Raw genomic sequence first — 25,651 nt, forward strand, 5'->3', positions numbered from 1 at the left:
GCCCAAAGGCCCTTTGGGCATGGGGACACAAACCCCAAGGCGCCTTAGCCCCCGCCCCCCACGGCGCTGGCGATGTGGCCGTAGTAGGCCATAAAGCCGGTGAGGAAGGCCCCCAGGGCCATCAGGGCCAGGACCAAAGCCCCGAGGTAGGCCCAGGTGCGCCGGGCCTCGGGGCGGCTATAGGCGTAGAAGAGGATCCCGATGCTGGCGAGGCCCGCCGCCCCCCACATGAGGGCGGTGAGGGGCGGGTTCCGGGTGAGGCCGAAGTCCAACACCGCCCGCGCTCCCTGGAGGAGGTAAAGCCCGAGGAAAACCGAAGGCCAGGCCAGGGCCTTAAGCTCCAGGCCCTGGTAGAGGTAAAAGCCAGCGAGGACCATCATGAAGGCGAAAAGCCCCGTGGCCACCCCGAAAAGCTCCGTGTACTGGGGCGCCGGACGGCCCGCCCAGTTGGTCCAGTAGAGCTGGGCCACCGCCCCAAGGGCAAAGACCCCAAGGGTGAAGAAGAGGGGACCGTAAAGCCGGCCCAGGGCCTTCTCGTCCCCACCCCGGGCCACGGCGAGCAAGTAGGCCACCCCCGAGACCCCGGCCGCCGTGACCAGGCCTAAAACGAAGACCAGCGGGTTGTAGCTTCCCATATCCCTTCACCTCCCAAGCTCAGGATAGCCCTCACCCTCCAGGACAAATGCCCCCCCTTAGGATGGAAAGGTGCTCTTCCTCTTCGTGGACGGCCTGGGCCTGGGGGAGGCCTTGGAGGACCTTTTCCCCCTTCTTTTGGAGCTTTCCCCCAGGGCCCTGGACGCCACCTTGGGGGTGGAGGGCCTGCCCCAGTCGGGCACGGGCCAGACCACGCTCCTCACCGGAGTCAACGCCGCCAAGCTCCTGGGCCATCACCAAGGGCCCTTCCCGAGCCCAAGGCTCAGGCCCCTCCTCAGACAAGGCCTCTATGCCTGGGCTAAGGAGGCGGGGCTTAAAGTCCTCCACGCCAACGCCTACCGCCCGGAATACCTGAAGCGGGCTACGGAGGGAAGAAGGCTTCTTCTTTCCGCCTTCGCCCAGGCTGCCCTCTTGGCGGGGCTTCCCCTTTTGCCCCTGGGCCACCCAGAGGCCCTTTCCCCGGGGTTTTGGGAGGATCCCTATAAAGCAGGTGCCCAGGCGGCGACCCTGACCCGGGCCTTTGACCTGGTGGTCCTGGAGTACTGGGCCCTGGACCTGGCTGCCCACCGCCATCCGGATACCCTTCCCGAGCGCTTCCACGAGCTCTCCCTGTTCCTGAAGGGCTTCCTGGAGGAAGGGGGCACCCTCCTCCTCACCTCCGACCACGGGAATGCCGAGGAGCCCTGGCACCCCAAGCACACCCGAAACCCCGTACCCCTGGTGTATACCGGGAAAACCCCCTTCTGGCCGCAGGACCTCGTGGGGGTGTTTTCCTGGCTGCAAGTGATTATCACTTCTAAACTTACAAAATCCGACCGGAATACTTGACTTTAATCCCCCCTTGGGGTAAAGTCCCCAGGCAGAGGGCGCCCTCGCCCCGGGGAACCCCTGGGGATGCAGGAAGGAGGCAAGATGCAGCTTAGAAGGTTCATACCCCTGATCGGCCTTGCGGCTTTAGGACTAGTCTTCGCCCAGCAGCAGACCCTAACCCTCTACTCCGGGCGGGGGCAGAGCCTGGTGGAACCCTTGGTGAAGCAGTTCCAGGCGGAAACGGGTATCCGGGTCCAGGTGCGCTACGGCACCGACGCCCAGATCCTGGCGGCCCTGCAGGAGGAAGGAAGCCGTTCCCCGGCGGATGTCTTCTGGGCCAACACCGCGGGCGCCCTGGGCCAGGCGGCCAGCAAAGGCCTCTTAAGGCCTCTGGGGGACACCCTCCTTAGGCAACCTGTAGCCTTCGTGCCCGCCTCCAAGGCCTGGGTGCCGGTGACCCTGCGCCTGAGGGTGCTGGCCTATAACCCCCAGAAGCTTAAGCCGGAAGAGCTTCCCGCAAGCATCCTGGACCTCCCCCGCTTCGCCCAGGAAAAGGGCCTGGTGGGCAGGGTGGGCTGGACCCCCACCTACTCCAGCTTCCAGGACATGGTGGCGGGGATGATCGCCCTCTACGGGGAAGGCAGGACCCGGGAATGGCTTTCCGCCATGAAGGCCCTAAACCCCAAGAGCTACGCCTCCAACCCAGCCATGCTGGACGCCATCCGCGCCGGGGAGGTGGACCTCGGCTCCACCAACCATTACTACGTGGTGCGCTTCCGCCGGGCCGGGTACAACCTGGGGCTCCACTACTTTAAGGATGGGGACGTCGGCAACCTGGCCTTGGTCACGGGAGCGGGCATCCTCAAGAGCTCCAAGAACCTGGTGGCCGCAAACCGCTTCCTCACCTACCTGCTCTCCCCCAAGGGGCAGCAGTACTTCGCGGGCACCGTGGGGGAATACCCCTTGGTCAAGGGAGTGGTGGCCGATGCCCACCTCCTGCCCCTCGAGGAGGCCCTGGCGAAAAGCCCCAAGCTGGACTTTGAGAAGCTCCCCCTGGACCAGGCCCTAAGGCTCCTAAGGGAACTGGGGATTCTCTAGGACCACCCCCTCCCCCCGGATCCGGGGGCGAGCGCCGAAGCCGAAGATGACCAGCGCAAGAAGGCTCCACCAACTTCCCGGGCTTCTGCCCTTTTTGGTGCCCGCCCTCCTCACGGGGGGCGGGGTGGCCCTTCCCCTCCTCTACCTAGCCTTAAGGGCCCTCGAGGCCGATCCCGAAACCCTTCGGGATATCCTCCTTCGCCCCAAGAACCTGGAGCTGGTGAAGAACACCCTTTCCCTCCTCCTCGGGGTCCTCCTTTTCACCACCCTCATCGCCCTGCCCCTGGCCTTCCTCACCACTCGCACCGACCTCAAGGGGAAGCGCCTCTTCTCCATCCTCCTCACCCTGCCCCTGGCCATCCCCGGCTACGTGGGAGCCTACGTGATCCTTTCGGCCACGGGGCCCGGGGGGGTCCTCCCCCTGCCGCGCCTCGAGGGGTACTGGGGAGCGCTTTTGGTCCTCTCCCTCATCACCTACCCCTACCTCTTTCTGGGTTTGCGGGCTGCTTTTTTGGGGCTGGACCCCAGCTTGGAGGAAGCCGCCCGAACCCTTGGGGTGGGACCCTTAAGGACCTTTTTCCAAGTGGTCTTTCCGCAACTCCTCCCCGCCCTCCTTTCGGGTTACCTGGTGGTGGGCCTCCACGTCCTGGGGGATTTCGGCACCGTGAGCCTCCTTCGCTACGAAACCTTCTCCTACGCCATTTACCTTCAGTACAGCGCCGCCTTTGACCGGGTGTACGCCGCCTGGCTGGCCCTTTTCCTCCTCCTCTTTACCGGAGGGCTTCTCCTTTTGGAAGGCGCCTTCCTCCGCCGCCTTAGCCTGGCCCGCACGGGAAAGGGTAGCGGGAAAAAGGCCAGGTCCGTGCGCCTGGGCAGGTTCACCCCCTGGGCTTACCTCCTACTCCTCCTCCCCGTCCTCCTGGCCCTGGTCCTCCCCCTCTATGCCCTTTTCCACCTGGCAAGCCGCTTTCCCCGGGAACACCTCACCGGGCTTTGGGAAGCCCTCTCCCACTCCGCCATGGCCGCCATCCCCGCCGCCTTTCTGGCGGTGGGCATGGCCCTGCCCATCGCCTACCTGGCGGTGCGCTACCCCTCGCCGGCCTCCCGCTTCCTGGAAAGGCTGGGCTATCTGGGCTACACCATTCCCCCCTTGGCCTTCGCCCTAGCCTGGATCTTCTTCAGCCTGAAGAGCCTTCCCTTCCTTTACGGGACCCTGCCCCTTCTCATCCTGGTTTTGGCCTTCCACTTCCTGGCCGAGGGCCTGGGGCCGGTGCGGGCGGCCCTTTACCAGGTGCCAAGGCGCCTCGAGGAGGCAGCCAGGACCCTGGGGGACACCCCGGCGCGGGCCTTCTTCCGCGTCACCTTTCCCCTCCTCTGGCGGGGAGCGGTGGCGGGAGGGGCCTTGGCCTTCATCGGGGCGGTGAAGGAGCTTCCCATCACCCTGCTCCTGGCCCCCATGGGCTATAGCACCCTCTCCACCCGGGTTTTCGGCTACACTCAGGAAGCCATGTTCGCCGAGGCCGCTCCCTTTGCCCTTCTCATCGTCCTGCTCTCGGCGGCCTTCGTGGGGGTGTTGCTTTGGAGCGAGCGCCGCTTCTAATCCTGGAAGGCATCGTCAAGCGCTTCGGGGAGCACGAGGTGCTTAAGGGAATCGACCTCGAGGTCTACCCCGGGGAGATCCTGGCCCTTTTGGGGCCCTCGGGCTGCGGCAAGACCACCCTCTTAAGGGTGGTGGCCGGGTTGGAGAGCCCGGATAGGGGGCGGATCTTCCTGGAGGGCAGGGAGATCACCCTCCTGCCCCCGGAGAGGCGGGGCATCGGCTTCGTCTTCCAGGACTACGCCCTCTTCCCCCACCTCACCGCCTTGGGCAATGTGGCCTTTGGACTTAAGGGGAAGGACCGCCTGGAGAGGGCCAAAAGGGCCCTGGAGCGGGTGGGCATGACCCTTTTCCAGGACCGCAGGCCGGGCGAGCTTTCCGGGGGGCAGCAGCAGCGCATCGCCCTGGCCCGGGCCCTGGCCCCGGGGCCGAAGCTGGTCCTCCTGGACGAGCCCTTTTCCAGCCTGGACGCCAGCCTCAAGGCCAGCACCCGGGAGGAGGTGCGGAAAATCCTCAAGGAAACGGGTACCACCGCCCTCCTGGTCACCCACGACCAGGAGGAGGCCCTTTCCTTCGCCGACCGCCTGGGGGTGATGCGGGGAGGAAGGCTAGAGCAGGTGGGCACCCCCGAGGAGGTCTACCTAAGGCCCAAGACCCCCTTCGTGGCCCAGTTCCTTGGCCGGACCAACCTCCTTTCCGGGGAGGGGTTCGGCCGGCATGCGCAAACCTGCCTGGGCCCCGTGCCCCTGGCGGAGCCCGCCCACGGACCCCTTCTCCTCTCCCTGCGCCCCGAGGCCCTAAGGCTTCTTCCCCCCGAGACTCCGGAGGGTGCCCTGGGACAGGTGCTGGCCCGGGAGTTCAAGGGGCACGACCTCACCTACCGGGTGCGCCTCCTCTCCCCGGAGAAGGAGATCCTGGTGCAGGAAGGTCCGGAAAGCCCTTTCCGGGAGGGAGACCGGGTGCGGCTAAAGGTGGTGGGGAAAGGGGTGGCCCTCGAGGGGCATCCCTCCAAGGCCCCGGTGGGTGCGGATTAAGCTGGGCCCGTGCGCCGCATCCTGATCCTCACCGAGTACGACGGCACCCATTTCGCCGGGCTTCAGCGCCAGCGACCGGGCCTGCGCACCGTGCAGGGCGAGCTGGAAAGGATTTTGCCGGAAATCGGGGCCCTGCCCAAAGCGGTGGCCGCAGGCCGCACCGACGCTGGGGTGCATGCCCTGGCCATGCCCTTCCACTTTGACCTCTTAAGCAGGATTCCCACGGAGAGGATCCCCGAGGCCTTGAACCGCCTTCTCCCTGAGGACCTAAAGGTGATCGCCGCCAAGGAGGTGGCCTCAGACTTCCATGCTCGTAAGGACGCCCTTTGGCGGGCTTACCTTTACCGCATCCTCCTGAGGCCCCACCCCTCCCCCCTCCTCCGCCACCGGGCCCTTTGGATCCGCCACCCCCTGGACCTCGCCGCCGTGCGGGAGGCCCTCGCCCACCTCCCGGGCCGGCACAGCTTCTTGGGCTTCGCCAAGGAAGAAGTGCGGGCAGGGAAAAGGGAGCTTTACGAGGCCCGCATGGAGGAGGTGGAAGGGGAAGCAGGTAGGGAGCTTCGCTTCTACTTCCGGGGCCAAAGCTTTCTGAGGGGCCAGGTGCGGGGGATGGTGGGAACCCTCATCGAGGTGGGCCTGGGCAAGCGCTCCCCGGAGAGCATCCGGCTCATCCTGCAAACCCAGGACCGGGGCCAAGCGGGCCCCTCGGCGCCGCCCCAGGGGCTATATTTCCTCGAGGCGGCCTATCCCCCGGAAAAGCTATCCCCTCGGTAGACCAGGGGCCCACCCTGGCAAAGCCAGGGTGGGGTGGCATCAGAGACGGCTCCTCGGGTCCAAAGCATCCCGAAGCCCATCCCCCAGGTAGTTAAAGGCCAAGACGGTGATGAAGATCATGAACCCCGGGGGCAAGGCCAGCCAAGGAGCGGTGAAGATGTACTCCTGGGCATTGGTGAGCATGTTGCCCCAGGTGGCCACCGGGGGCTGGATGCCAAAGCCCAGGAAGGAAAGGGCCGCCTCCACCAAAATGGCCCCGCCGATCTGCAAGGTGGCCTGCACGATGAGGGGAGCCAGGGTGTTGGGCACAAGATGCCGGAACATGATCCTGGCATCGCTGGCCCCCAGGGCCTGGGCGGCGGTGGCGTAGTCCTGCTCCCTTAGGGAAAGGATGTTCCCCCGCACCAGCCGGGCCGTGCCCAGCCAGCCGAAGAGCACCAGGATGGTGATGATGAAAACGCTGGCGGCATCGCCGAAGACTCCCTGGGCCCACTGCCCCACCTTCACCCCGGGGTCGCGCAACAAGGCGGAAAGCACCAGAAGAAGGGGCAGGGTGGGAATGGTGAGCATGAAGTCGATAAGACGGCTTATGGCCACGTCCAAATCCAGGCGGATCTCCCCCTTAAGCCCATACCAGGCAGCCCAGAGCACCAGGGCCAAGACAAGGCCAAAGCCCAGGTAACTCCCCACGCTTCCCGCCTGGATTCCATCCTCGGCCAAGGCCCAGGCGATGGAAAGGGCCAGGTACAAGGCCCCGTAATAGAGGAACCAGGAGGACACCCGCCACAGGGCAAAGCTCCAGGGATAAAACCCCTCCCGCTCCCGCCTTAAAGGCCCCAGGTAGAACCGCAGGGGCCGGCCCGAGAAGTACCCCGCCAGGGTGCCCATGATGGTACCCAGGATGACGCTGGAAAAAGCCACGGCGAAGCCCACCAAAAGGGAGATCCGGGAACCGTAGATGATGCGGGAAAGCACATCCCGGCCCAGGTCATCGGTGCCCAGAAGGTGCTCCCGGGAAGGGGGATTGAAGTAGTACTGACCCACATCCTCGCCCGTGGGCTGGGCGGTGGGGTCATAGGGAGCGATCCAGGGAGCAAAGATGGCCATGAGGATCAGGAGGAGGATGACCACCAACCCAGCCATGGCCATCTTGTGCCGCCGTAAGCGGCGCCAGAAAAGGCCGAAGAAGGTCCGGGGCTTGGCTTTCAAAGCTTGCGTTGCCATGATGCACCTCTAGCTGTAGCGGATGCGGGGGTCCACCACCGCATAGGCCAGGTCCGCCAGCAGGTTGAAAAGCGCCGTCATCAAGGCCAAGAAGGCCAGGGCCGCCATGGCCACGTTGTAGTCCTTCTCCACCAGGGCGTCAAAGATGGCCCGCCCCATGCCAGGGTAGCTGAAAATGGTCTCGGTGATGGTGGCCCCGCCCAATACCCCGGGGATGGCCAGACCCACCAGGGTCACGATGGGAATAAGAGCGTTCCTGAGGGCGTGCTTGTAGAGCACCACCCGCTCGGCCAAGCCCTTGGCCCGGGCGGTGCGGATGTAGTCCTGGGAAAGCACCTCCAGCAAGGAAGCCCGCATGAACCGGGTCCACTCCGCCATCTGCAAGGAGGAAAGGGCGATGACCGGCAGGATGAGGTGCCAGGCCCATTGCCCCAGGAAGTACCAAAAGCTTATCGCCCCCGAGCGCACATCCTCCCAGAGCACCCCGGGCACCCCCCCGGTGGGGAAACGGGGGAAGCCCGGGATGTGGTCGGGTAACCAGATGGCGAAGAGGTAAAGGAGCAGGATGCCCAGGAAGAAGACAGGCATGGAAAACCCCACGAAGGAGAAAAAGGTGATGACGTAATCCGCCAGGGAATACTGGCGCACGGCGGAGAAGATGCCCACGGGGATGGCCACCACCAAGGCCAGGGTCAGGGCCAAGCCGGAGAGGATCAGGGTCTTGGGCAAGCGCTGCACGAAGATGTACTCCGCCGCAGGGATGCCGTAGGTACGGCTGTAGCCAAGATCCCCCCGCACCGCCCGGGAAAGCCACTTGAAGTAGCGGATATGGAGGGGCTGGTCCAGGCCGTAAGCCCGCTTCAAGGCCTCAAACTGCTCGGCGGTCATGCGGGGGTTCTGCCGCTTCAGTTCCTCCAAAGGATCCCCGGGTTGCAGGGCCAGCAGGGTGTAGATCACCACGCTGGCCGCAAAGAGCAAGGGGATCATCTGCAAAAGCCTGCGCACCGTGTAGGCAAACACCTTTGTACCTCCTGTTTTTCAGCCCCAAAAAGCCCGCTGGGCTAAAAGCCCAGCGGGCATCACTATACAACCCAGGCTACTTGACGGAAAGGGCGTACTTCGCCTGGTCCCACTTCTTCACGGCGCCGCGGCTTTCCCAGCCGATCTCCCAAGCGTTCCAGCCGGGGTAACCGTAGCCGCCCGCATAGGCGCTGGCCACGTAGTTGACCAGGCCCTTGCGCACCACATAGGGGTTGGCCCGGAAGTAGAGGGGCAGGGCGGGAAGCTCCTGCGCCCAGATCTCCTGGGCCCTCCAGAAGAGCTGCTTCCGCTTGGCCTCGTCGAACTCCAGGACGCCCTGGCTGGTGAGGCGGTCAAACTCGTCGTTCCGCCAGCCGCCGATGTTCTGCCCCTGGTAGTTGTTCTCCTTGGTGGGCACCATGATGGCCCCGGTGTTCAGGTTCCTGTACTGGAAGAGGGAGCCATCCTCCGCCAGGTTGGAAACCCAGGCGAACTCGAACATCCCGGTCCACTTGCACTCGCTGGCCCGCTGGATGTAGTCGTCGGCGAAGACCACGGCGCTGGGGGCGTTGTTGATCTTGACGGCGATGCCGATCTTCTTCAGGTCCTCGGCGAAGAACTGCTGGGTGCGCTCGCGGATGGCGTTGCCCGCGGTGGTCACGTACTCGATCTCGAAGCGAACGGTACGCCCGCCCACGGTGCGCTGGAGGATGCCATCTGGCCCCTTCTTCCAACCCATCTGGGCCAGCAGGGCCTCGGCCTTCTTCAGGTCAAAGGGGTACTTCTGAACATTGGGGTTGAAGAGGGGGTTGACGGGAGCAATCCAGGTGTGGGCCACGGGCTGGAGGCCGTCAAAGAAGGCCTTTACCAGCCCTTCCCGGTTCAGGGCGTGCAGGATGGCCTGGCGGGTGCGCACATCGTCCAGGCCTAGGTCCTTCACCTGCTGGCAGTTAGAGAACTTGTTGATGTCGATGTGCTCCCAGATGGCCCCGGGCACGAACCAGATGTCAAAGCGGCCGGGGGCGCGGGAGGTGAGCTGCCGGCTACGGCCCTGATCAAAGGTGAGGGAAACGCTGGAGGTGGCGTCGATGGAACCGCCGATCACCGCCACCAGGAGGGAGTTGGTGTTCTGGATGAAGCGGTAGACCACCCTCTGCACGTACCTGCTCTCCCCGCCCTCGGGCTTGATGGGGAAGTTGGGGTTCCGCTCCATCTCGATGGAGTTCCCCGGCACCCAGCGCCGCAGCTTGAAGGCCCCCGAGTAGACCATGGCTCCCCGGTTTAGGGCCTGGGGAGTGGCGAACTTGAGGAAGAAGTTGCGGTAGAGCTCGTTGAGCTTCTCCGCATCCTTGTCGGGGTCCAGGCCCCGGGCCGCCGCCTTCACCTTCTCCCACTCGGGCCCCATGATGTGCTTGGGAGCATAGCCGATGGGGGAGCCGTAGGTGCCGCCGTAGGTGTCGTAGTAGTAGGCGGGCTCAAAGGTAACGGTGAAGTTCCGGGCATCCTTTACCTTTAGGCTTACCCGCTCCCAGTAGTCGGGGTTCAGGACGGGCATCCCCTTGGCCTTGCCCACCTCAAAGTAGAACTGCACGTCCTCGGTGGTGATGGGCTTGCCGTCGGACCAGCGAGCATCGGGGCGGATGGTGAGGTCCATCTCCAGCCGCTTCTTGCCCCCGCCGATGTCCGTCACCCGCAAGCGCCCGTTCTGCTGGGTGGGCACCTCGGTGGCCAGAACGGGGAAGTTCTGGCTGTCGGCGTTGAAGCCGATGAAGGGAGCGAAGAGGTATCCCTCGATCTCGCTCTTGATGGCCTGGTTGGAGATGATGCTGAGGAAGTCACCCGCCAGCACCCTGGGCTCCTGGGAAGCCCCTATGACCAGGCTGTTGTCCTGGGGACCTGCTAGGGCCAGGCCCAGGGCGGTCAAACCGAGTACAGCCAGCTTGCCTACTTCTTTCATACGGCCTCCTTTCGTGGTCGCGGCACTATCCTTAGTGGCCGAGGCTATTATACGGCGCCTCCCATGAAGGTCAATGGGAAAAAGGTTAAAGGGGCCCAGGATCTGGGCCCCCAAAAGGCGCTCAAAAGAGGCAATTAGTGGCCGCAGGTGCGGGCCTCCCCTTCCTGGTCCTTGGTGCGGAAGGAGTGGCCGCAACCGCAGGTGCTGGCGGCGTTGGGGTTGTGCACGGTGAACCCGCCGCCCATGAGGCTTTCCACCCAGTCGATCTCCGAGCCCACCAGGTAGGGCAGGGACATGGGGTCCACCACCAAGCGCACCCCGTGCATCTCCACGAGGGTATCCCCCTCGAGCTCCCTCTCGTCCACGGCCATGCCGTACTGGAAGCCCGAGCACCCGCCGGACTTGATGTAGACCCGGATGGCCGCATGCTCCTTGCCATAACGGGCCAGGATCTCCTTAGCCTTCTCCGCCGCCAAGGGGGTAATGCGGATGACCGCCTCCTGCGTCTCGACCATCTTCCAAACCTCCCTACCCCTAACGTAGCACGTCAGGGGTACGAAAAGGTGAGGTGGGTTCCAAGGGGTAGCATGGGAACGTGGAGCTCACCCGCGTGCAGGAAATCCTCAGGGAAGAGAGGCTGGATGCTTGGCTCCTCCTCTCCTTTGGCCGGAGCAATCCCGTGGCCCTCGAGGTGCTTGCCCTCACCCACCTTCACCTAACCCGCCGTTTTGCCTACCTCATTCCCCAGGAAGGGGAACCCCTGCTCCTCTGCCACGCCATAGAGGAAAGTCTCTTTCCCCTCCTTCCCGGGAAGAGGCGCACCTACCACACCTGGCGAGGGTACCTGGAAGCCCTTTCGGAGCTTTTGGAAGGACAGCGGCGCATCGCCTTGGAGTACGTGCCAGGAGGGCTTATCCCCTACCTGTCCCGGGTGGACGGGGGCAGTTTGGACCTTCTCAGGGGAATGGGCCTCGAGCTCACCTCCTCCTGGCCCTTGCTTCTCCTCTTCCAGACCTGGGAGGAGGAGAAGCTAAAAAGCCACCGCCGGGCAGCCGAGGGCCTGGTGGCCGCCAAGGACCAGGCCATAGCCTTCCTGCGCCAAAACCCTGGGTCCACGGAACAGGCGGTACAGGCCATATTGATCCAGGCCCTGGAGGAACGGGGCCTGGTCTTCGACCACCCCCCCATGGTGGCCTTCGGCCAAAACGCCGCCAACCCCCACCATGCGTCCACGGGGAAGGCCCTCGAGGAGGGAGAAGTGGTGCTCTTGGACCTTTGGGCTAAGGAAAAAGGAGGGGTCTACGCCGACGTCACCTGGATGGCCGGCCTAAGGCCTCCCGAGGCTGCCCACCAAGCCTTCCAGGCTGTGGTAAAGGCCCGGGATGAGGCCATCCGCTTCGTGGCCGAGGCCTACCAAAAAGGGCGCTACCCCAAGGGCTTCGAGGTGGACCGGGTGGCCCGGGGCCTTTTGGAAGGGGAGGGCTACGGCGCCTACCTCCGCCACCGCACAGGGCACAACCTGGGGGAGGAGGTCCACGGCTCAGGTCCCCACCTGGATGACCTGGAAACCCACGACTTCCGCCCGTTGGTGCCGGGCCTCGCCTTCACCGTGGAGCCCGGGCTTTACCTGCCTGGCTTCGGGGTGCGCACCGAGGTGAACGTCTACCTGCACCCCACGGGTCCGGAGGTCACCACTCCCTTGCAGGAAGCCCTTACCCTCCTTTAAGTAGCCCCTTCGGGGCTGACCCAAGTAGCCCCCTTCGGGGCCGACTTGGGCATACCCCTCTCCCGTGGTATCTTGGGGAACGGCATGGACCGCCCCCTCCTGATCTTCTCCGGTCAGTCCAACAAACCCCTGGCCCAAGCCATCGCCGAGGCCCTAGGCCTGCCCTTGGGCAAAAGCGCCACCCAGCGCTTCGCCAACGACAACCTCTTCGTGCGCTTCGAGGAAAGCCTGAGGGAAGGGGATGTCTTCATCGTCCAGTCCCTGACCCCTCCGGTGCAGGACCACCTCATGGAACTCCTCATGATGGTGGACGCCGCCAAAGGAGCCAGCGCCGCCCGGGTCACCGCGGTCATCCCCTACTTCTCCTACGCCCGTAGCGACAAGAAGGACGCCCCCCGCATCTCCATTGCCGCCCGGCTCATCGCCGACCTCCTCCAGACCGCCGGGGCCGACCGGGTCCTCACCATGACCCTGCACTCCCCGCAGGTCCACGGCTTCTTCAAGGTGCCCGTGGACCACCTTTCCGCCGAGCCCGTCATCGCCAACCACTTCGCCACCCGGGTGGACCTGGAAAATGCCGTGGTGGTGGCTCCGGATGCCGGCGACCTTAAGAGGGCCAGCTCCCTGGCCCGGCGCCTTCGCCTTCCCCTGGCCTTCATCGACAAGGAGCGGGTATCCGACACCGAGGTGCGGGTCAGGATGCTGGTGGGGGAGGTGAGGGGGAAAACCGCCTTGATCGTGGACGACGAGATCTCCACCGCGGGAAGCCTGGTGGAGGCAGTAGAAGCCCTCCTGCAAGCTGGGGCCAGGGAAGTCTACGCCGCCGCCACCCACGGGGTCTATGTGGGCCCGGCCCTGGAGCGCATCGCCCAAAGCCCGGTGAAGGAGGTGGCCGCCACCGACACCTGCCCTCCCAAGGAGGGTCCCAAGCTCAAGACCCTCCCCGTGGCCCCCATCTTCGCCGAGGCCATCTGGCGCATCCACCGGGGAGAGTCGGTGTCCAGCCTGTTCACCTGAGGGAAGCGGGATGCGGAAAGAAGCCTTCACCCTGGCGGGGCAAAGCGTGCTGGCCCACATCCCCGAGCGCCCGAGGGCCCTCCTCCTTGTCCTCCACGGGCTTCAGGGCTCGAGGGAGCACATCCTTTCCCTCCTCCCGGGGTATGTGGAAAGGGGCTTCCTCCTCCTGGCCTTTGACGCCCCCCGGCACGGGAAACGGGAGGGCCCACCCCCTTCCTCCAAAAGCCCCAGGTATGTGGAGGAGGTGTACCAGGTGGCCCTGGCCTTCGCCGAGGAAGCCAGGGAAGTGGCCCAGGAGGCCAGGGGGCGCTTCGGCCTACCCCTTTTCCTGGCGGGGGGGAGCCTGGGAGCCTTTGTGGTGCACCTGCTTCTATCCCAGGGTTTCCGGGCGGAAGGGGCCCTGGCCTTCATCGGAAGCGGCTTCCCCATGAAGCTTCCCCAGGGTCAGGAGGTGCGGGATACCCGGGTCCTGGCCCTTTACGAAACCCCTCCTGCCCAGAGGGGGGAAGCCTATGGAGGTGTGCCCCTGCTCCACCTCCACGGCACCAAGGACCTGATCGTGCCCCTTTCCCGCATGGAGAAAACCGTGGAGGCCTTGAGGCCCCACTACCCCGAAGGCCGCTTAGCCTGGTTTGTGGAGGAAGGAGCCGGGCACACCATCACCCCCTTGATGGCCCGGATGGGGCTGGCCTTTTTGGAGACGTGGCTTGATCCTGGAAGGCCTTAAGGGGTATAGGGGCTACCCTGGGGGCTTCAAGGCCTACGCCAAAGCCTTCCCCACGGTGGAACTCTCCTGGTGGCACCGGGTGGGGGACAAAAGGACCATAAGCCGCTTGAGGAGCCTGGCCCCGGCGGGATTCCGCTTCAGCGTCTTTGGCCACAAGCACTTCTCCTTCCAGCCTTCCGGGGAGGAGAGGCGTACCTTAAGGCGTTTCTTAAGGCGGTTTGGGCTATTCGGCGAGAAAAGGGGAGCGGTCCGGATTGCAGTCCCCCAGGGCCTGGACCCCACCCAACTGGCCCGCTGGCTGGACCTTTTGGAGGAGGTCTTGAAAGAAGTGGGCCCGGTACCCCTTGCCTTTCAAGCCGAGGAGGCCTTGCATCCCCTTCTCAAAGAACGGGGCTATGCCCTGGTAAACCAAACGGGAGGCCCTTTCCTCTACCTGGTGGACCCGGAGGAAATCCCCAGGGAAGGCGAGGGGTACCTTTACCGGAGCCCAACCTCTTCCCAAGCCGCCCCTTCCGCCCTACACTCAAGGGCGGAGGTTGAACGGGATTGAAAACCGCCAGGCGCTTTTCCCCCAAGGAAGCTGAGGAGATCTACCTGGTGCCCTACTGGGGGGCGGGGTTCTTCCGGGTAGGGCGGGACGGGGAGCTGGAGGTAACCCCCCTGGGCCCGGAAGGCCCTTCCGCTTCCCTTTTGGAGATCGTGGAAGCCCTCAGGGACGAGGGGCGGCCCCTGCCCCTGGTGCTCCGCTTCCCCCAGATCCTCGAGGCCCGGGTGCGAGAGCTGAACGAGGCCTTTCGCAGGGCCATGGAAAAGTACGGCTATACGGGAGGCTACCGCGGGGTCTACCCCGTGAAGGTGAACCAGCGCCGGCTGGTGCTGGAAACCGTGGCCAAGGCGGGGAGGCCCTACCACTATGGCCTCGAGGCGGGAAGCAAGGCGGAACTCGCCCTGATCCTGGCCCAGGACCTTTCCCCGGAATCCCTCATCACCACCAACGGCTTCAAGGACGATGACTTCATCCGCCTGGCCCTAATGGGAAGGAAGCTTTCCCGGAACGTGGTCATCACCCTGGAGAAGTTCGCCGAGCTTTCCCGGGTGATCCGCATTTCCAAGGAGCTGGGCGTGCGGCCCAAGCTGGGCATCCGCTACAAGCTGAAGGCCAAGGGAGCAGGGCAGTGGGAAGCCAGCGGCGGGGAAAACGCCAAGTTCGGCCTCACCACCCCGGAGATCATCCGGGCGGTGGAGATCCTGAAGGAAGAAGACCTCCTGGACACCCTGGCGATGGTCCACGCCCACATCGGCAGCCAGGTGACGGACATCCGCAAGATCAAGGCGGCGGTGCGGGAGGCAGCCCAGACCTATGTGCAGCTCCGGAAGCTGGGGGCTCCCCTCCAGTACCTGAACCTGGGCGGGGGCCTGGCCGTGGACTACGACGGCTCCAAGACCAACTTCTACGCCTCCGCCAACTACACCCTTCCCGAGTACGCCGAGGACCTGGTCTACGTGACCAAGGAGGTGGTGGAGGCCCAGGGGGAGCCCCACCCCATCCTGGTCACGGAGTCGGGCCGGGCGGTGACCGCGTATCATGAGGTCCTGGTCCTCGAGGTCATCGACGTGATCACCCCCCCGGGGGAGACCCGGCCTGCTCCCCCGCCCGCGGAGGCCCACCCTCTGGTTAAAGAGCTTTGGGAGAGCCTGGAAAACCTCTCCCCCAAGAACTTCCGCGAGGTCTACCACGATGCCTTCGCCGACAAGGAAACCCTGCAGACCCTTTACGACCTGGGGCTCGTGTCCCTGCGGGACCGCGCCCTGGCGGAGGAGATCTTCTACCACATCGCCCGGCGGGTCTACGCCATCGTGCGGGAGCTGCCCTACGCTCCCGATGAGTTTGAGGATCTGGAGAAGCTCTTGGCCGACAAGCTGGTCTGCAACTTTTCCATCTTTCAAAGCCTTCCCGACGCCTGGGCCATCCACCAGCTCTTCCCCATCGTCCCCCTAAGCCGCCTTAACGAGCCCCCCACCCGCCAGGCCACGCTGGTGGACATCTCCTGCGACTCCGACGGCAAGATAGACCGCTTCATCGACCTGCACGATGTGCGCCAGAGCCTGCCCGTCCACCCCATCCGCCCGGGGGAGGACTACTACCTGGGGGTCTTCCTGGTGGGAGGCTACCAGGACGTGTTGGGCAGCAACCACAACCTCTTCGGCCAGGTGGGGGAGGCCCACGTGGTGGTGGACGAGGAAGGGTTTGCCATAGAGCGTTTCGTTCCCGGGGAGACCGTGGAAAAGGTCATCGAGAAGATGGGCTTCACCGCCCGGGAGCTCTTCCTGGGCGTGGAGCGGCTGGTGCGGCAAAGCCGCCTCTCCCCCGTGGAAAAGGGAGCCTTCCTGGAGCGATACATGCGGGAGCTCCAGGGCTACACCTACCTGGAGGACTGAAGGCCCGTTAAGGATCCGTTAAGGGGGGTAGGGTCATCCTGGGGGCATGGCCCAGGCAGGAAACCCCTATACTGGAGCTAACTTGTACCCTACCCTCGAGCTCCTGGATCCCTTGCATCCCTTAAGGCGCAGGATGGCCTTATGGCTCCTGCCCCTCGGGGCCCTTCTGGCCCTGGTGGCCTTTGCCGCCTCGAGGGCCGTGGGCCTGGACCCAGTGGACCGCTTCTTCCTTCCCCTCCTGGCCCTGGGCTTTTCCCTACTGGCCTTGGCCCTATGGAGCCTTCCCCGCACCAGCTCCTGGGTTCTTCCCCTGGCCCACGGCCTCGTGGCCACGTACCTCCTTGCCACCCTGGCCTTCCAGCTCCTTATAGCCCCGAATCCCCTGGGCCTATCCCCCGCCGCCCACTGGGTTCCCTTCGTGTACTTCAGCAGCTTCCTCTTCTTCCGAACCCAACAGGCGGTACGCCTGGCCCTTCTTTACCTCCTCACCCTCTTCCTCCTATCCCTCCTGGGAGCTTTCCGCGGCCACTTCCATGCGGAGCACCTCAACGCCTTGGCCCAGTTCTTCGGGGCCAACCTGGCCTACGTAAGCCTTCTCTACATGCTGGTTCGGATCAGGGAAGGCTACCTCGAGGCCCGGCTGGATGCCTACACCGACCCCCTCACCGGGCTCAGGAACCGGCGCTACCTGGATCTCGTCTTGGAAAGAGAACTCTTCCGCGTCCAGCGCTACCGCCGGCCCCTATCCCTTTTGGTTCTGGATCTGGACAACTTCAAGCGGATCAACGACACCCACGGCCACCCGGTGGGGGACCGGGTGCTCAAAGCCCTGGCCCGCTGCCTGGAGGAGCACATCCGGCAAAGCGACCGGGCGGTGCGCCTCGGGGGGGAGGAGTTCGCCGTCCTCCTTGCGGAAACCCCCTTGGCCCAGGCGGTGCGGATGGCAAGCCGGCTCCGGCAAGCGGTGGCCGCCTTGAGGGTCTTCCCGGCGGAGGGGATTTCCGTCAGCATCGGCGTGGCCGAGGCCCGCCCCGAAGACTCCCCCCTTTCCCTCCTCAAGCGGGCCGACGACGCCCTTTACCAGGCCAAGCGCCGGGGGAAAAACCGGGTGGAGGTGGGTTAAACCCACCCCTCCCCACCGGGGCCCCCAGGGTGGGGTGGCCTTAGAGACCTGCTTCCCGCCTCAAGGCCTCCACCCGGTCGGTTTCCTCCCAGGGGAAGCCCGCGCGGCCGAAGTGGCCGTAGGCGCTGGTGGGGGTGTAGATGGGACGGAGGAGGTCCAGCTCCTCGATGATGGCCAAGGGCCTGGGGTCAAAGACCCGCTTCACGATTTCCGTGAGCTTTTCATCGGGCAAGGCCCCGGTGCCGAAGGTTTCCACCCGCAAGGAAACGGGCCTGGCCTTGCCGATGGCGTAGGCCAGCTCCACCAGGGCCCGCCGGGCCAGGCCTGCCGCCACCAGGTTCTTGGCCATATAGCGGGCGTAGTAGCTGGCGGAACGGTCCACCTTGGTGGGATCCTTGCCGCTGAAGGCCCCGCCTCCGTGGGGCACCGCTCCCCCGTAGGTGTCCACGATGATCTTGCGCCCGGTGAGCCCGGTGTCCGCATGGGGCCCCCCCAGGATGAACCGGCCCGAGGGGTTGATGAGGTACTCCGTCTCCCCTTCCTTCAGGTACTCGGGGGGGATGGCCTGGCGCACCACCTCGCGGATCAGGTCCTCGCGAAGCTGGTCCTGCTCCACCTCCGGGGAATGCTGGGCAGAGACCACCACCGTTTTCACGTAAAGGGGCCGGTCCCCCTCGTAGACCACCGTGACCTGGGCCTTGCCGTCGGGACGCAGGTAGGGAAGAAGCCCCGTCTTGCGCACCTCCGCCAGGCGCATGGTGAGGCGGTGGGCCAGGGTGATGGGAAGCGGCATGAGCTCCGGGGTTTCGTCGGTGGCGTAGCCGAACATGAGGCCCTGATCCCCCGCGCCCGTGCGGTCCAGAGGATCCGTGGACTTAAGCACCCGCCACTCGTAGGAGAGGTTGACCCCGCCCGCGATGTCCGGAGACTGCTCGTCGATGGCGGTGAGGACCGCGCAGGTGTCGGCGTCAAAACCGTACTTGGCCCGGGTGTAGCCCACCTCCCTCACCGTCTTGCGCACCAGGCCGGGGATATCCACATACCCCTCGGTGGAGATCTCTCCCGCCACGAACACCAGCCCGGTGGTGACCAGGGTTTCCGCCGCCACCCGGGCCTTCTTATCCTGGGCGATCAGGGCGTCCAGGATGGCGTCGGAGATACGGTCCGCCAGCTTATCCGGGTGCCCTTCCGTGACCGACTCGGACGTGACCAGCCTCAACTTGCGCACCTCCCTTGCCCCCCACCGGGGCAACCCTGATAGTATAGCACCCCCCCTTTTCCGTCCAGGGTATGATGGCGGCTCGTGAAGGACCCTAGGCGGCCCATCGGCGTCTTTGACTCGGGGGTAGGGGGGCTTACGGTGCTTTCCGCTTTGCGCCGGGCCCTGCCCCAGGAGGATTTCCTCTATTTCGGCGACACCGCCCGGGTACCCTACGGCAGTAAACCCCTTTCCATGGTGCGGCGCTTCGCCTGGGAGATCGCGGGATTTTTGCTCCGGCAAGGGGTCAAGGCCATTGTGGTGGCCTGCAACACCGCAAGCTCCGCGGCCCTTCCCGATCTGGCCGAGGATCTTTCGGTGCCCGTCTTCGGGGTGCTGGAACCCGTGGCCAAGGCCGCCCAGGGGCACGGCAAGGTGGGCCTCATCGGCACCCAGGCCACGGTGGAAAGCCGGGCTTACGAGCGCTACGTGGAGGTGTCCTGGGCCAGGGCCTGTCCCCTCTTCGTGCCCTTGGTGGAGGAAGGGCTTTGGGATGACCCCGTGGCCCTCTTGGTGGCCCGGCACTACCTCGAGGACGCCCCCCAGGACCTCGAGGCCCTGATCCTGGGCTGCACCCACTACCCCTTCCTGAAGGGTACCCTGGCCAAGGTCCTGCCCGGAGTGAGGCTCATCGATTCCGCCGAGGCCACGGCGGAAGCGGTGGCCAAAGCCCTTAAACGGGAAGGGCTCTTAAACCCCGAGGGCCAAAGCCGGGTGGTGCACTTCGTCACGGGGGACCCGGAAAGCTACCGGAACCTGGCGGAGCGCCTGGGGGTAAGGGTGGAGGAGCTAAAGCAGGTCAGCCTGGAGGAGCTTTGATGGCCAAGAAGCCCCTGATCGACCAGCTTCACCACGAGGACGCCTGGCGGCTTTTCCGCATCCTGGCGGAGTTCGTGGAGGGGTTTGAAACCCTTTCGGAGATAGAGGTCCCCCTGGTTTCCGTCTTCGGTTCGGCCCGCTTCGGGGAAGGCCACTCCGCCTACGCCCTGGGCTACCGGTTAGGAAGGACCCTGGCGGAAGCAGGCTTCGGGGTGGTGACCGGCGGCGGGGGTGGGGTCATGGAGGCCGTGAACCGAGGGGCCTTTGAGGCAGGTGGGGTGAGCGTGGGCCTGAACATCGAGCTCCCCCACGAGCAGAAGCCCAACCCCTACCAGACCCACACCCTCACCCTGCGCTATTTCTTCGTGCGCAAGGTGCTTTTCGTGCGCTACGCCCACGCCTTCGTCTTCCTGCCCGGGGGCTTCGGCACCCTGGACGAGCTCTCCGAGGTCCTGGTCCTCATCCAGACGGAAAAGGTCCACCCCTTCCCCGTCTTCGCCTTGGACCGGGGGTACTGGCAAGGGCTTCTGAGCTGGATGGAATCCCTGAAAGAACAAGGGGCCATCGATCCCAAAGACCTTGCCCTCCTTACCCCACTGGATTCCCCGGAGGAAGTGGTCCAGGCCCTTAAGGGAGTATCCTAGAAGGGATGCGCCTGGTCTTGGCCACCAGCAACCCCGGGAAGGTGCGGGAGCTTAAGGAGGGCCTGGCTCCTTTGGGCTGGACCCTTCTTTCCCTGGCCGACTTTCCCCTGCGCATGCCCAAGGAGGAGGGCGCCACCTTCCTGGAAAACGCCCTCCTCAAGGCCGCCTACGTGGCCAAGGCCACGGGCCTTCCCGCCCTGGCGGATGACTCGGGCCTCGAGGTGCCCGCCCTAGGGGGGGAACCCGGGGTCTACTCCGCCCGCTATGGGGGAAGGGAAACCGACCGGGAGCGGAACGTCTACCTTCTGGAGAGGATGCGCCACCTCAAGGGGGAGGAGCGCAAGGCCCGCTTCGTGGCGGTCCTGGTCCTGGCCTACCCCGACGGGCATGTGGAAACCTACGAGGGACAGGTGGAGGGGTATATCCTCGAGGCTCCCCGGGGGGAAGGGGGCTTTGGGTACGACCCCCTCTTCTACGTGCCCGAGGCGGGTAAGACCTTTGCGGAGATGACCCTGGAGGAAAAGGCCCGCTACTCCCACCGGGGCCAGGCCATAAAGGCCCTCCTCAAAGCCTACGAGCAGGGTCCCCCTCCCCGGGAGATCTCCCAGCTGGAATGAGCCCGGCCTTCCCATGAACCTCCTTTCGCCCCACATCGCCCTTTACCGCCTTTACGACCTGGCGGACGAGATCGACCTCTCCCGCCTGGCCACCCCCAGGCTTCGCCTTTCCCGGCCCCGGCTGGGGGCGGTGCGCTTCGAAAACCCCCCGGCGCAGGTGGAGCTTGGGGTGAGGAGCGTGGAGGGGATCTCCGGCCTTCTCACCGCCCGGCTCTACGAGTTCGGGGTAGCCTCCCTTTCCTTCCGGGTGCACCTGGGGGAGAAGGTACCCTGGGAAGCCTTTCTGGAAAAGGCCCTGGCCCTTCCCGAGCTTCCCTTCTGGGAAGGGTTTTTCCTGGCGGAGCTGGCGGCCCTCGAGCCCTACCTGCAAGGCGCCCTCCTCCACCCCGAGGAAAAGCGCCTGAGCGAGGAGTTCACCGTCTACCATGCCCTGGGAATAGAAGGGGAAAAGGCCCACGCCCCCACCGTGGACCTCACCCCCCTTTGGATGGGGGCCAAGGAGGAGTTCGCCCCCGAGGTCAGGCGGGAGATGGAGCGCTACCGCTACAGCTACTCCACCGAGGACCTGGCCCTTCTGGGGTTTGACCGGGTCTTCATCCTGGACTCGGAGGGCATCTGGGACGTGGCCGATCTGGTGGAGTTCGTGCACGCCCAGCTTCTGGAGCTTTCCTACTATGACGGGGTCCTCACCCAGGAGCTGGAGGCCGTGCCCCAGGTGCTCAGGCACCGGGGCCTTTGGGGCTACGGCAACCTACAGCGTCTAAGGCGGCGCCTCATGGCCCGGCATGCGGAGATCGCCGACGTGCGGGCCCGGATGGAGGGGGCCTTGCGCATCACCGAGGATCTCTTCTACGCCAAGATCTACCGGGCCGCTTTAGAGCTCTACGGGGCCCACGAGCTGGAGCGGAGCCTGGAGGAGAAGCTCAGGGTCCTTGAGGCCACCTACGAGATGGTCACCGAGGAGGTGGTGCACCTAAGAAGCCAGGCGGTGGAGGTGGGGATCCTGGCCCTCATCGCCTTTGAGGTGGTGCGGGCCCTCTATTAGGGGGGACTTGCGTCCCGGGAAGGTAGGAGTATACTCAGCCTGCAGGGCGCGGAAAAAAAGCTAAGCGGAAACGCTACCACGCGCCCGGAGGTGGGATATGAAACGAGCACTGGCGGTACTGGCCCTCGGGCTTTCCCTGGCCCTTGCCCAGGGGAAGATCACGGTGTGGACCCACTTTGGCGGCCCCGAGCTGGAGTGGCTCAAGGCCCAAGCCCAGGCCTACGAGAAGACCTCCGGCACCAAGGTGGAGGTGGTGGAGGTTCCCTTCGGGGACATCAAGCAGAAGTTCATCCTGGGGGCACCCCAGGGGCAGGCGGCGGACCTGGTGGTCTCCATCCCCCACGACTGGCTGGGGGAGATGGCCCAGGCCGGGGTGCTGGAGCCCATGGGCAAGTACGTGACGCAAAGCTACCTCTCCGATCTGCAAAGCGTGGCGGTGGAGGCCTTCACCTTCGGGGGCAAGCTCATGGGCCTTCCCGCCTTCGCCGAAAGCGTGGCCCTCATCTACAACAAGAAGTACGTAAAAGAACCCCCCAAGACCTGGGAGGAGTTCCTGTCCATGGCCCAGAAGCTCACCACCGGTTCCACCTTCGGCTTCCTGTATAACATTGGCGACCCCTACTTCAACTTCGGCTTCTTCCGGGCCTTTGGAGCGGACAACGTCTTCGCCAAGGACGCCAAGGGCAACCTGGACCCCTCCAAGCTCTTGATAGGCGGGGAAGTGGGGGAAAAGGCTTTAGGGTTCATCAAGGACCTCCGCTTCCGCTACAACCTGGTGCCCGAAGGGGTGGACTACGGTGTGGCGGACGGAGCCTTCAAGGACGGGGCTTTGGCCATGATCATCAACGGCCCCTGGGCCCTGGGCGACTACAAGAAGGCCAAGATCGACTTCGGCATCGCCCCCTTCCCCACCCCGCCCGGGGCCAAGAACCCCTGGGGTCCCTTCCTGGGGGTGCAAGGGGTGGTGGTGAACGCCTACTCCAAGAACAAGACCGCCGCGGTCAACTTCGCCAAGACCCTGGTCACCGGCAAGAACCTGGTTTCCTTCAACCAGGCGGGTGGCCGCATCCCCGTGTCCAAGAGCGCCGCCAAGACCCTGGAGAAGGATCCGGTGGTGGCGGGCTTTTCCAAGGTCTTCGCCCTGGGCACCCCTATGCCCAACATCCCCGAGATGGGCAAGGTATGGGGTCCGTGGGCCAACGCCATCAACCTGGCCATCCAGCGGCCCGACTCCAACTTGAAGAAGATCGTGGAGGACATGGTGGCCGAGATCAGGAAGGGCATCGGCAGGTAACACCATCCCACCCGGACTTTGCCCGGGTGGGGATCCTGGAACACACCGCGTAGCGGAAATGCACACGTATGCGGGCCCCCCATGGGACCTCCTTCCCCCGTGGGGGGCGTATCTTTAAGCCATGAAACACCCTCCTGGCCTTAAGGGTTTTCTCCTGGCCCTGTTCTTGCTTTTGGGCCTCCTGATCCTGTCCACAGGGGTGGGCATCCTGGGGTATCTGGCCCTCGAGGCCTACCTGGCCCCTCCAGGCTGGACCATCCTGGTCCTGGCCCTTCTGGTGCTGGTGCCAGGGGCCATCCTGGTGGGACGCCTTTTTCCCTGGCTGACCGACTGGTACTACTTCCTCCCCGCCCTCTCCTTTCTTTTGGTCTTCACCCTCTACCCCATCGCCCTCACGGTTTACCTGGCCTTCACCGACTACTCGGGGGCCCGAAGCGGCTTCCCCGACCGCTCCACGGAAACCCGGGTGGTGGCACATCAAGGGCCACAGCTTCTTCTGGAGGAAGCCGTAGAGGAAGCCCTTCGTTGCCGTCCCTGCGCAGGGGAAACCGTGGAGGTGTACGCCGAGGGGCACCGCCTGCGGGCCAGGATCCTCGAGGCTGAGGGAAACACCTTGGTCCTAGACCGCATCCCGCCCTTTCAGGCCGCCTTTGTGGCGAAGGTGAATGCCTTCCGCTTCGTGGGCCTTAGAAACTTCAGCTTCATCCTCTCCCAAGCCAGCAAGGCCCTTTTCCCCGTCTTCGCCTGGAACGTGGCCTTCGCCTTAAGCACCGTGCTCCTCAATGCCCTCTTGGGCCTCATACTGGGCCTTGTTCTCAACAACAAAGCCTTAAAGCTAAGGAACTTCTACCGCACGGTGCTCATCATCTCCTGGGCCCTTCCGGGGGTGATCACCGTGCAGGTCTTCGTGGCCCTCCTCAACTACAACTTTGGGGCCATCAACCGCCTCCTAGGGGTCCTGGGCATCTACCCCATCCCCTGGCTCAACGACCCCGACTGGGCCAAGGTGGCCATCCTCCTGGTGAACCTGTGGCTTGGCTTCCCCTACATGATGACCGCCACCTTGGGGGCTCTTTCCACCATCCCCGACGAGCTCTACGAGGCCGCCAAGGTGGACGGGGCCACTCCCTGGCAGGCTCTATGGGGCATCACCCTGCCCCTTCTGGAAAAACCCATGGTGCCCATCCTCCTCTCCTCCTTCGCCTTCAACTTCAACAACTTCTATATCATCTACCTCCTTACCGGCGGAGGCCCCGCCCAGGAAGGCCGCTTGGCCACGGCCCAGGCCACGGACATCCTCATCTCCTGGGCCTACAAGACCGCCTTCAGCGCCGAGGGGCAGTCCGCCTACGGCCTGGGGGCGGCCATCAGCCTCCTCATCTTTGCCATCACCGTGGCCATCAGCCTGGTGAACTTCCGCATCACCGGGGCCCTAAGGGAGGTGAGGTAGGTGCGGCGGCTTCTGGCCTTCCTCCTCGTGGGCCTCGCCCTTTACGGGGTCTATTGGTTTGCCCTAAACCGGCTCTTTGACGTAGGCTCCTACCGCAAGCAGGTGGCCTTCGGCAGCGTTTTCGTGCCCTATGGCTGGGCCTATGCCCTGGGCATCCTTTTGAGCCTGGTCCTCCTGCTTCTCCTTTACAGCGTGATTCACACCGCCTTGGCCAACCGCATCCAGGGGCGCAAACGAAGCCCCTGGCCCTTTTTCTGGCAGGGGGTGACCCACCTCTTCCTCTGGATCCTGATCCTCCTCGTCTACTACCCCGTGGTGCAGGTGGTGGCCGCCAGCTTTGACCCCACCAACAACCTCTTCAGCTTCCGCAGGCCGGACACGGGGTTTCTCCTTTTGGACGCCAAGGTCATCCCCTACGTGCCCGAGCCCTCCTTGGAAAACTACGCCAAGCTGGTGGAGGGGGTGGTGCTTTACCCCTACCAGGTGGGCCTTCTCCTCCTCGGGGGGCTCGCCCTCCTGGGTGTGGCCCTCATCGGCCTCCTGAGGCGGCTTTTAACCCCGGAAGAATGGATGGACTTCTGGCAGGGAAGGCTCCTCCTCCTCCTGGCCCTGGCGGTCTTCGCCTTGGCCCTCACCCTTTCCCCCAGGCAGTTCACCGGACAGGGAACCGAGGCCAAGTTTCTGCTCTGGGTGCGCAACACCTTCCTCATCTCCGGGCTTACGGGACTCCTCGCCGTGTTGCTCACCGCCACCGCGGGCTACGCCTTCGCCCGCTTCCGCCACCTGCCCGGCCGCTACCCCGTGCTCCTCTTCTTCATCTTCGTGCAGATGTTCCCCGGATTTCTGGCCTTGGTGGCCATCTACTACCTCCTTTCCCGGCTGAACCTCTTGAACACCTTTACCGGGCTCGTGCTGGCCTACTCCGGGGGGATCATCAGCTTCGGCACCTGGGTGTACAAGGGGTACCTGGAAAGCATCAGCCCGAGCCTCGAGGAGGCGGCCATGGTGGACGGGGCCACTAAGTGGCAGGTCTTTACCAGGATCCTCCTCCCCCTTTCCGCCCCCATGTTCGTCTTCATCTTCCTTCTCCAGTTCGTGGGCACCTACTCGGAGTTCGTCCTGGCCAACCTGGTCCTCACGGGGGTGGAAAGCTGGAACGTGGGTGTGGGGCTTCGGAGCTTCACCACCGGCCAGTTCCAGACCAAGTGGGGGATCTTCGCCGCCGCCAGCGTCCTCGGTTCCCTGCCCATCCTCTTCCTCTTCTACGGCTTCCAGCAGTACTTCGTTTCCGGGTACACCGCAGGAGCGGTGAAGGAGTAGCCCT

24 protein-coding genes are annotated in these 25,651 nt (G+C 64.8%); 18 read left to right on the forward strand and 6 right to left on the reverse strand.

What is annotated here, in order from left to right; all coding sequences use genetic code 11:
* Positions 1 to 44: 44 nt before the first annotated feature.
* Complete coding sequence (locus KQ693_RS01580; RefSeq protein WP_267261717.1) at positions 45 to 635, reverse strand: DUF981 domain-containing protein; 591 nt, start codon at positions 633 to 635, stop codon at positions 45 to 47.
* Positions 636 to 705: 70 nt separating this feature from the next.
* On the opposite strand from KQ693_RS01580, the gene KQ693_RS01585 reads away from it, so the two are divergent.
* The 5 genes from KQ693_RS01585 (at position 706) to truA (ending at position 5,967) form a co-directional block, all read left to right on the forward strand.
* Positions 706 to 1,482 (forward strand): alkaline phosphatase family protein, encoded by a 777-nt coding sequence (locus KQ693_RS01585; protein ID WP_267261718.1) that lies wholly within the window; start codon positions 706 to 708, stop codon positions 1,480 to 1,482.
* Between the two features lie 84 nt (positions 1,483 to 1,566).
* Positions 1,567 to 2,562 (forward strand): iron ABC transporter substrate-binding protein, encoded by a 996-nt coding sequence (locus KQ693_RS01590; protein WP_126200219.1) that lies wholly within the window; start codon positions 1,567 to 1,569, stop codon positions 2,560 to 2,562.
* Positions 2,563 to 2,608: 46 nt separating this feature from the next.
* Entirely contained in the window at positions 2,609 to 4,162 is a 1,554-nt protein-coding gene (locus tag KQ693_RS01595) for an ABC transporter permease (RefSeq protein WP_267261719.1), read from the forward strand.
* Positions 4,141 to 5,193 carry an ABC transporter ATP-binding protein gene (locus KQ693_RS01600; protein WP_267261720.1) on the forward strand — a complete coding sequence of 351 codons (1,053 nt, stop codon included), beginning with the start codon at positions 4,141 to 4,143 and terminating at the stop codon, positions 5,191 to 5,193. The genes KQ693_RS01595 and KQ693_RS01600 overlap by 22 nt, the downstream gene beginning before the upstream one ends.
* A 9-nt stretch (positions 5,194 to 5,202) precedes the next feature.
* On the forward strand, positions 5,203 to 5,967 hold the full coding sequence (gene truA, locus KQ693_RS01605; protein WP_267261721.1) for a tRNA pseudouridine(38-40) synthase TruA: 765 nt from the start codon (positions 5,203 to 5,205) through the stop codon (positions 5,965 to 5,967).
* Between the two features lie 39 nt (positions 5,968 to 6,006).
* Here truA and KQ693_RS01610 read toward each other — a convergent pair whose 3' ends face one another.
* The 4 genes from KQ693_RS01610 to erpA form a co-directional block, all read right to left on the reverse strand.
* Positions 6,007 to 7,191, reverse strand: coding sequence for an ABC transporter permease (locus KQ693_RS01610; RefSeq protein WP_267261722.1), 1,185 nt, complete (start codon positions 7,189 to 7,191; stop codon positions 6,007 to 6,009).
* A 9-nt stretch (positions 7,192 to 7,200) separates the two neighbouring features.
* On the reverse strand, positions 7,201 to 8,211 hold the full coding sequence (locus tag KQ693_RS01615) for an ABC transporter permease (protein ID WP_219759471.1): 1,011 nt from the start codon (positions 8,209 to 8,211) through the stop codon (positions 7,201 to 7,203).
* A gap of 76 nt (positions 8,212 to 8,287) precedes the next feature.
* Positions 8,288 to 10,168, reverse strand: coding sequence for a peptide ABC transporter substrate-binding protein (locus KQ693_RS01620; RefSeq protein ID WP_267261723.1), 1,881 nt, complete (start codon positions 10,166 to 10,168; stop codon positions 8,288 to 8,290).
* Between the two features lie 134 nt (positions 10,169 to 10,302).
* A complete protein-coding gene (gene erpA / locus KQ693_RS01625; protein WP_015718186.1) occupies positions 10,303 to 10,683 on the reverse strand; it encodes an iron-sulfur cluster insertion protein ErpA in 381 nt (126 codons plus the stop codon).
* Between the two features lie 80 nt (positions 10,684 to 10,763).
* Here erpA and KQ693_RS01630 point away from each other — a divergent pair, with 80 nt between their 5' ends.
* From KQ693_RS01630 to KQ693_RS01655, 6 genes are all read left to right on the forward strand, one after another.
* Positions 10,764 to 11,894 (forward strand): M24 family metallopeptidase, encoded by a 1,131-nt coding sequence (locus KQ693_RS01630; RefSeq protein WP_267261724.1) that lies wholly within the window; start codon positions 10,764 to 10,766, stop codon positions 11,892 to 11,894.
* Positions 11,895 to 11,978: 84 nt separating this feature from the next.
* Positions 11,979 to 12,911, forward strand: a complete 933-nt coding sequence (locus tag KQ693_RS01635; RefSeq protein ID WP_038031005.1) for a ribose-phosphate diphosphokinase — start codon at positions 11,979 to 11,981, stop codon at positions 12,909 to 12,911.
* A 10-nt stretch (positions 12,912 to 12,921) separates the two neighbouring features.
* Positions 12,922 to 13,638: an alpha/beta hydrolase gene (locus KQ693_RS01640; protein WP_267261725.1), complete on the forward strand. Its 717-nt coding sequence runs from the start codon at positions 12,922 to 12,924 to the stop codon at positions 13,636 to 13,638.
* A complete protein-coding gene (locus KQ693_RS01645) occupies positions 13,619 to 14,188 on the forward strand; it encodes a DUF72 domain-containing protein (protein ID WP_038031011.1) in 570 nt (189 codons plus the stop codon). Before KQ693_RS01640 ends, KQ693_RS01645 begins: the two co-directional genes overlap by 20 nt.
* Positions 14,185 to 16,077 (forward strand): biosynthetic arginine decarboxylase, encoded by a 1,893-nt coding sequence (gene speA, locus KQ693_RS01650; RefSeq protein WP_267261726.1) that lies wholly within the window; start codon positions 14,185 to 14,187, stop codon positions 16,075 to 16,077. The genes KQ693_RS01645 and speA overlap by 4 nt, the downstream gene beginning before the upstream one ends.
* Before the next feature lie 46 nt (positions 16,078 to 16,123).
* On the forward strand, positions 16,124 to 17,200 hold the full coding sequence (locus tag KQ693_RS01655; RefSeq protein WP_267261727.1) for a GGDEF domain-containing protein: 1,077 nt from the start codon (positions 16,124 to 16,126) through the stop codon (positions 17,198 to 17,200).
* Between the two features lie 40 nt (positions 17,201 to 17,240).
* Here KQ693_RS01655 and metK read toward each other — a convergent pair whose 3' ends face one another.
* A complete protein-coding gene (gene metK / locus KQ693_RS01660; protein ID WP_015718193.1) occupies positions 17,241 to 18,419 on the reverse strand; it encodes a methionine adenosyltransferase in 1,179 nt (392 codons plus the stop codon).
* 84 nt (positions 18,420 to 18,503) lie between these two features.
* Between metK and murI the strand changes: the two genes are divergently transcribed.
* The 7 genes from murI to KQ693_RS01695 all read left to right on the forward strand — a co-directional run bounded on the left by murI (position 18,504) and on the right by KQ693_RS01695 (position 25,647).
* Entirely contained in the window at positions 18,504 to 19,277 is a 774-nt protein-coding gene (gene murI, locus KQ693_RS01665) for a glutamate racemase (protein WP_267261728.1), read from the forward strand.
* Positions 19,277 to 19,921, forward strand: coding sequence for an LOG family protein (locus KQ693_RS01670; RefSeq protein ID WP_267261729.1), 645 nt, complete (start codon positions 19,277 to 19,279; stop codon positions 19,919 to 19,921). Before murI ends, KQ693_RS01670 begins: the two co-directional genes overlap by 1 nt.
* Before the next feature lie 5 nt (positions 19,922 to 19,926).
* Positions 19,927 to 20,538, forward strand: coding sequence for an XTP/dITP diphosphatase (locus KQ693_RS01675; protein ID WP_267261730.1), 612 nt, complete (start codon positions 19,927 to 19,929; stop codon positions 20,536 to 20,538).
* Positions 20,539 to 20,551: 13 nt separating this feature from the next.
* Entirely contained in the window at positions 20,552 to 21,583 is a 1,032-nt protein-coding gene (locus tag KQ693_RS01680) for an RMD1 family protein (RefSeq protein WP_219760164.1), read from the forward strand.
* 97 nt (positions 21,584 to 21,680) lie between these two features.
* Complete coding sequence (locus KQ693_RS01685) at positions 21,681 to 22,877, forward strand: sugar ABC transporter substrate-binding protein (RefSeq protein WP_267261731.1); 1,197 nt, start codon at positions 21,681 to 21,683, stop codon at positions 22,875 to 22,877.
* 121 nt (positions 22,878 to 22,998) lie between these two features.
* Positions 22,999 to 24,327 carry an ABC transporter permease subunit gene (locus KQ693_RS01690; RefSeq protein ID WP_267261732.1) on the forward strand — a complete coding sequence of 443 codons (1,329 nt, stop codon included), beginning with the start codon at positions 22,999 to 23,001 and terminating at the stop codon, positions 24,325 to 24,327.
* A complete protein-coding gene (locus tag KQ693_RS01695; RefSeq protein ID WP_267261733.1) occupies positions 24,328 to 25,647 on the forward strand; it encodes a sugar ABC transporter permease in 1,320 nt (439 codons plus the stop codon).
* Positions 25,648 to 25,651 lie beyond the last annotated feature (4 nt).

Origin of the sequence: Thermus brevis (assembly GCF_026427635.1) — a bacterium.
GTDB lineage: Bacteria > Deinococcota > Deinococci > Deinococcales > Thermaceae > Thermus > Thermus antranikianii.

Coding starts and splice junctions, on each gene's coding strand:
- KQ693_RS01580 (WP_267261717.1), bottom strand. CDS start 635: ATGGGAAGCTACAACCCGCTGGTCTTCGTTTTAGGCCTGGTCACGGCG.
- KQ693_RS01590 (WP_126200219.1), top strand. CDS start 1,567: ATGCAGCTTAGAAGGTTCATACCCCTGATCGGCCTTGCGGCTTTAGGA.
- KQ693_RS01595 (WP_267261719.1), top strand. CDS start 2,609: ATGACCAGCGCAAGAAGGCTCCACCAACTTCCCGGGCTTCTGCCCTTT.
- KQ693_RS01610 (WP_267261722.1), bottom strand. CDS start 7,191: ATGGCAACGCAAGCTTTGAAAGCCAAGCCCCGGACCTTCTTCGGCCTT.
- KQ693_RS01620 (WP_267261723.1), bottom strand. CDS start 10,168: ATGAAAGAAGTAGGCAAGCTGGCTGTACTCGGTTTGACCGCCCTGGGC.
- erpA (WP_015718186.1), bottom strand. CDS start 10,683: ATGGTCGAGACGCAGGAGGCGGTCATCCGCATTACCCCCTTGGCGGCG.
- KQ693_RS01635 (WP_038031005.1), top strand. CDS start 11,979: ATGGACCGCCCCCTCCTGATCTTCTCCGGTCAGTCCAACAAACCCCTG.
- KQ693_RS01640 (WP_267261725.1), top strand. CDS start 12,922: ATGCGGAAAGAAGCCTTCACCCTGGCGGGGCAAAGCGTGCTGGCCCAC.
- KQ693_RS01655 (WP_267261727.1), top strand. CDS start 16,124: ATGGCCCAGGCAGGAAACCCCTATACTGGAGCTAACTTGTACCCTACC.
- KQ693_RS01670 (WP_267261729.1), top strand. CDS start 19,277: ATGGCCAAGAAGCCCCTGATCGACCAGCTTCACCACGAGGACGCCTGG.
- KQ693_RS01675 (WP_267261730.1), top strand. CDS start 19,927: ATGCGCCTGGTCTTGGCCACCAGCAACCCCGGGAAGGTGCGGGAGCTT.
- KQ693_RS01680 (WP_219760164.1), top strand. CDS start 20,552: ATGAACCTCCTTTCGCCCCACATCGCCCTTTACCGCCTTTACGACCTG.
- KQ693_RS01685 (WP_267261731.1), top strand. CDS start 21,681: ATGAAACGAGCACTGGCGGTACTGGCCCTCGGGCTTTCCCTGGCCCTT.
- KQ693_RS01690 (WP_267261732.1), top strand. CDS start 22,999: ATGAAACACCCTCCTGGCCTTAAGGGTTTTCTCCTGGCCCTGTTCTTG.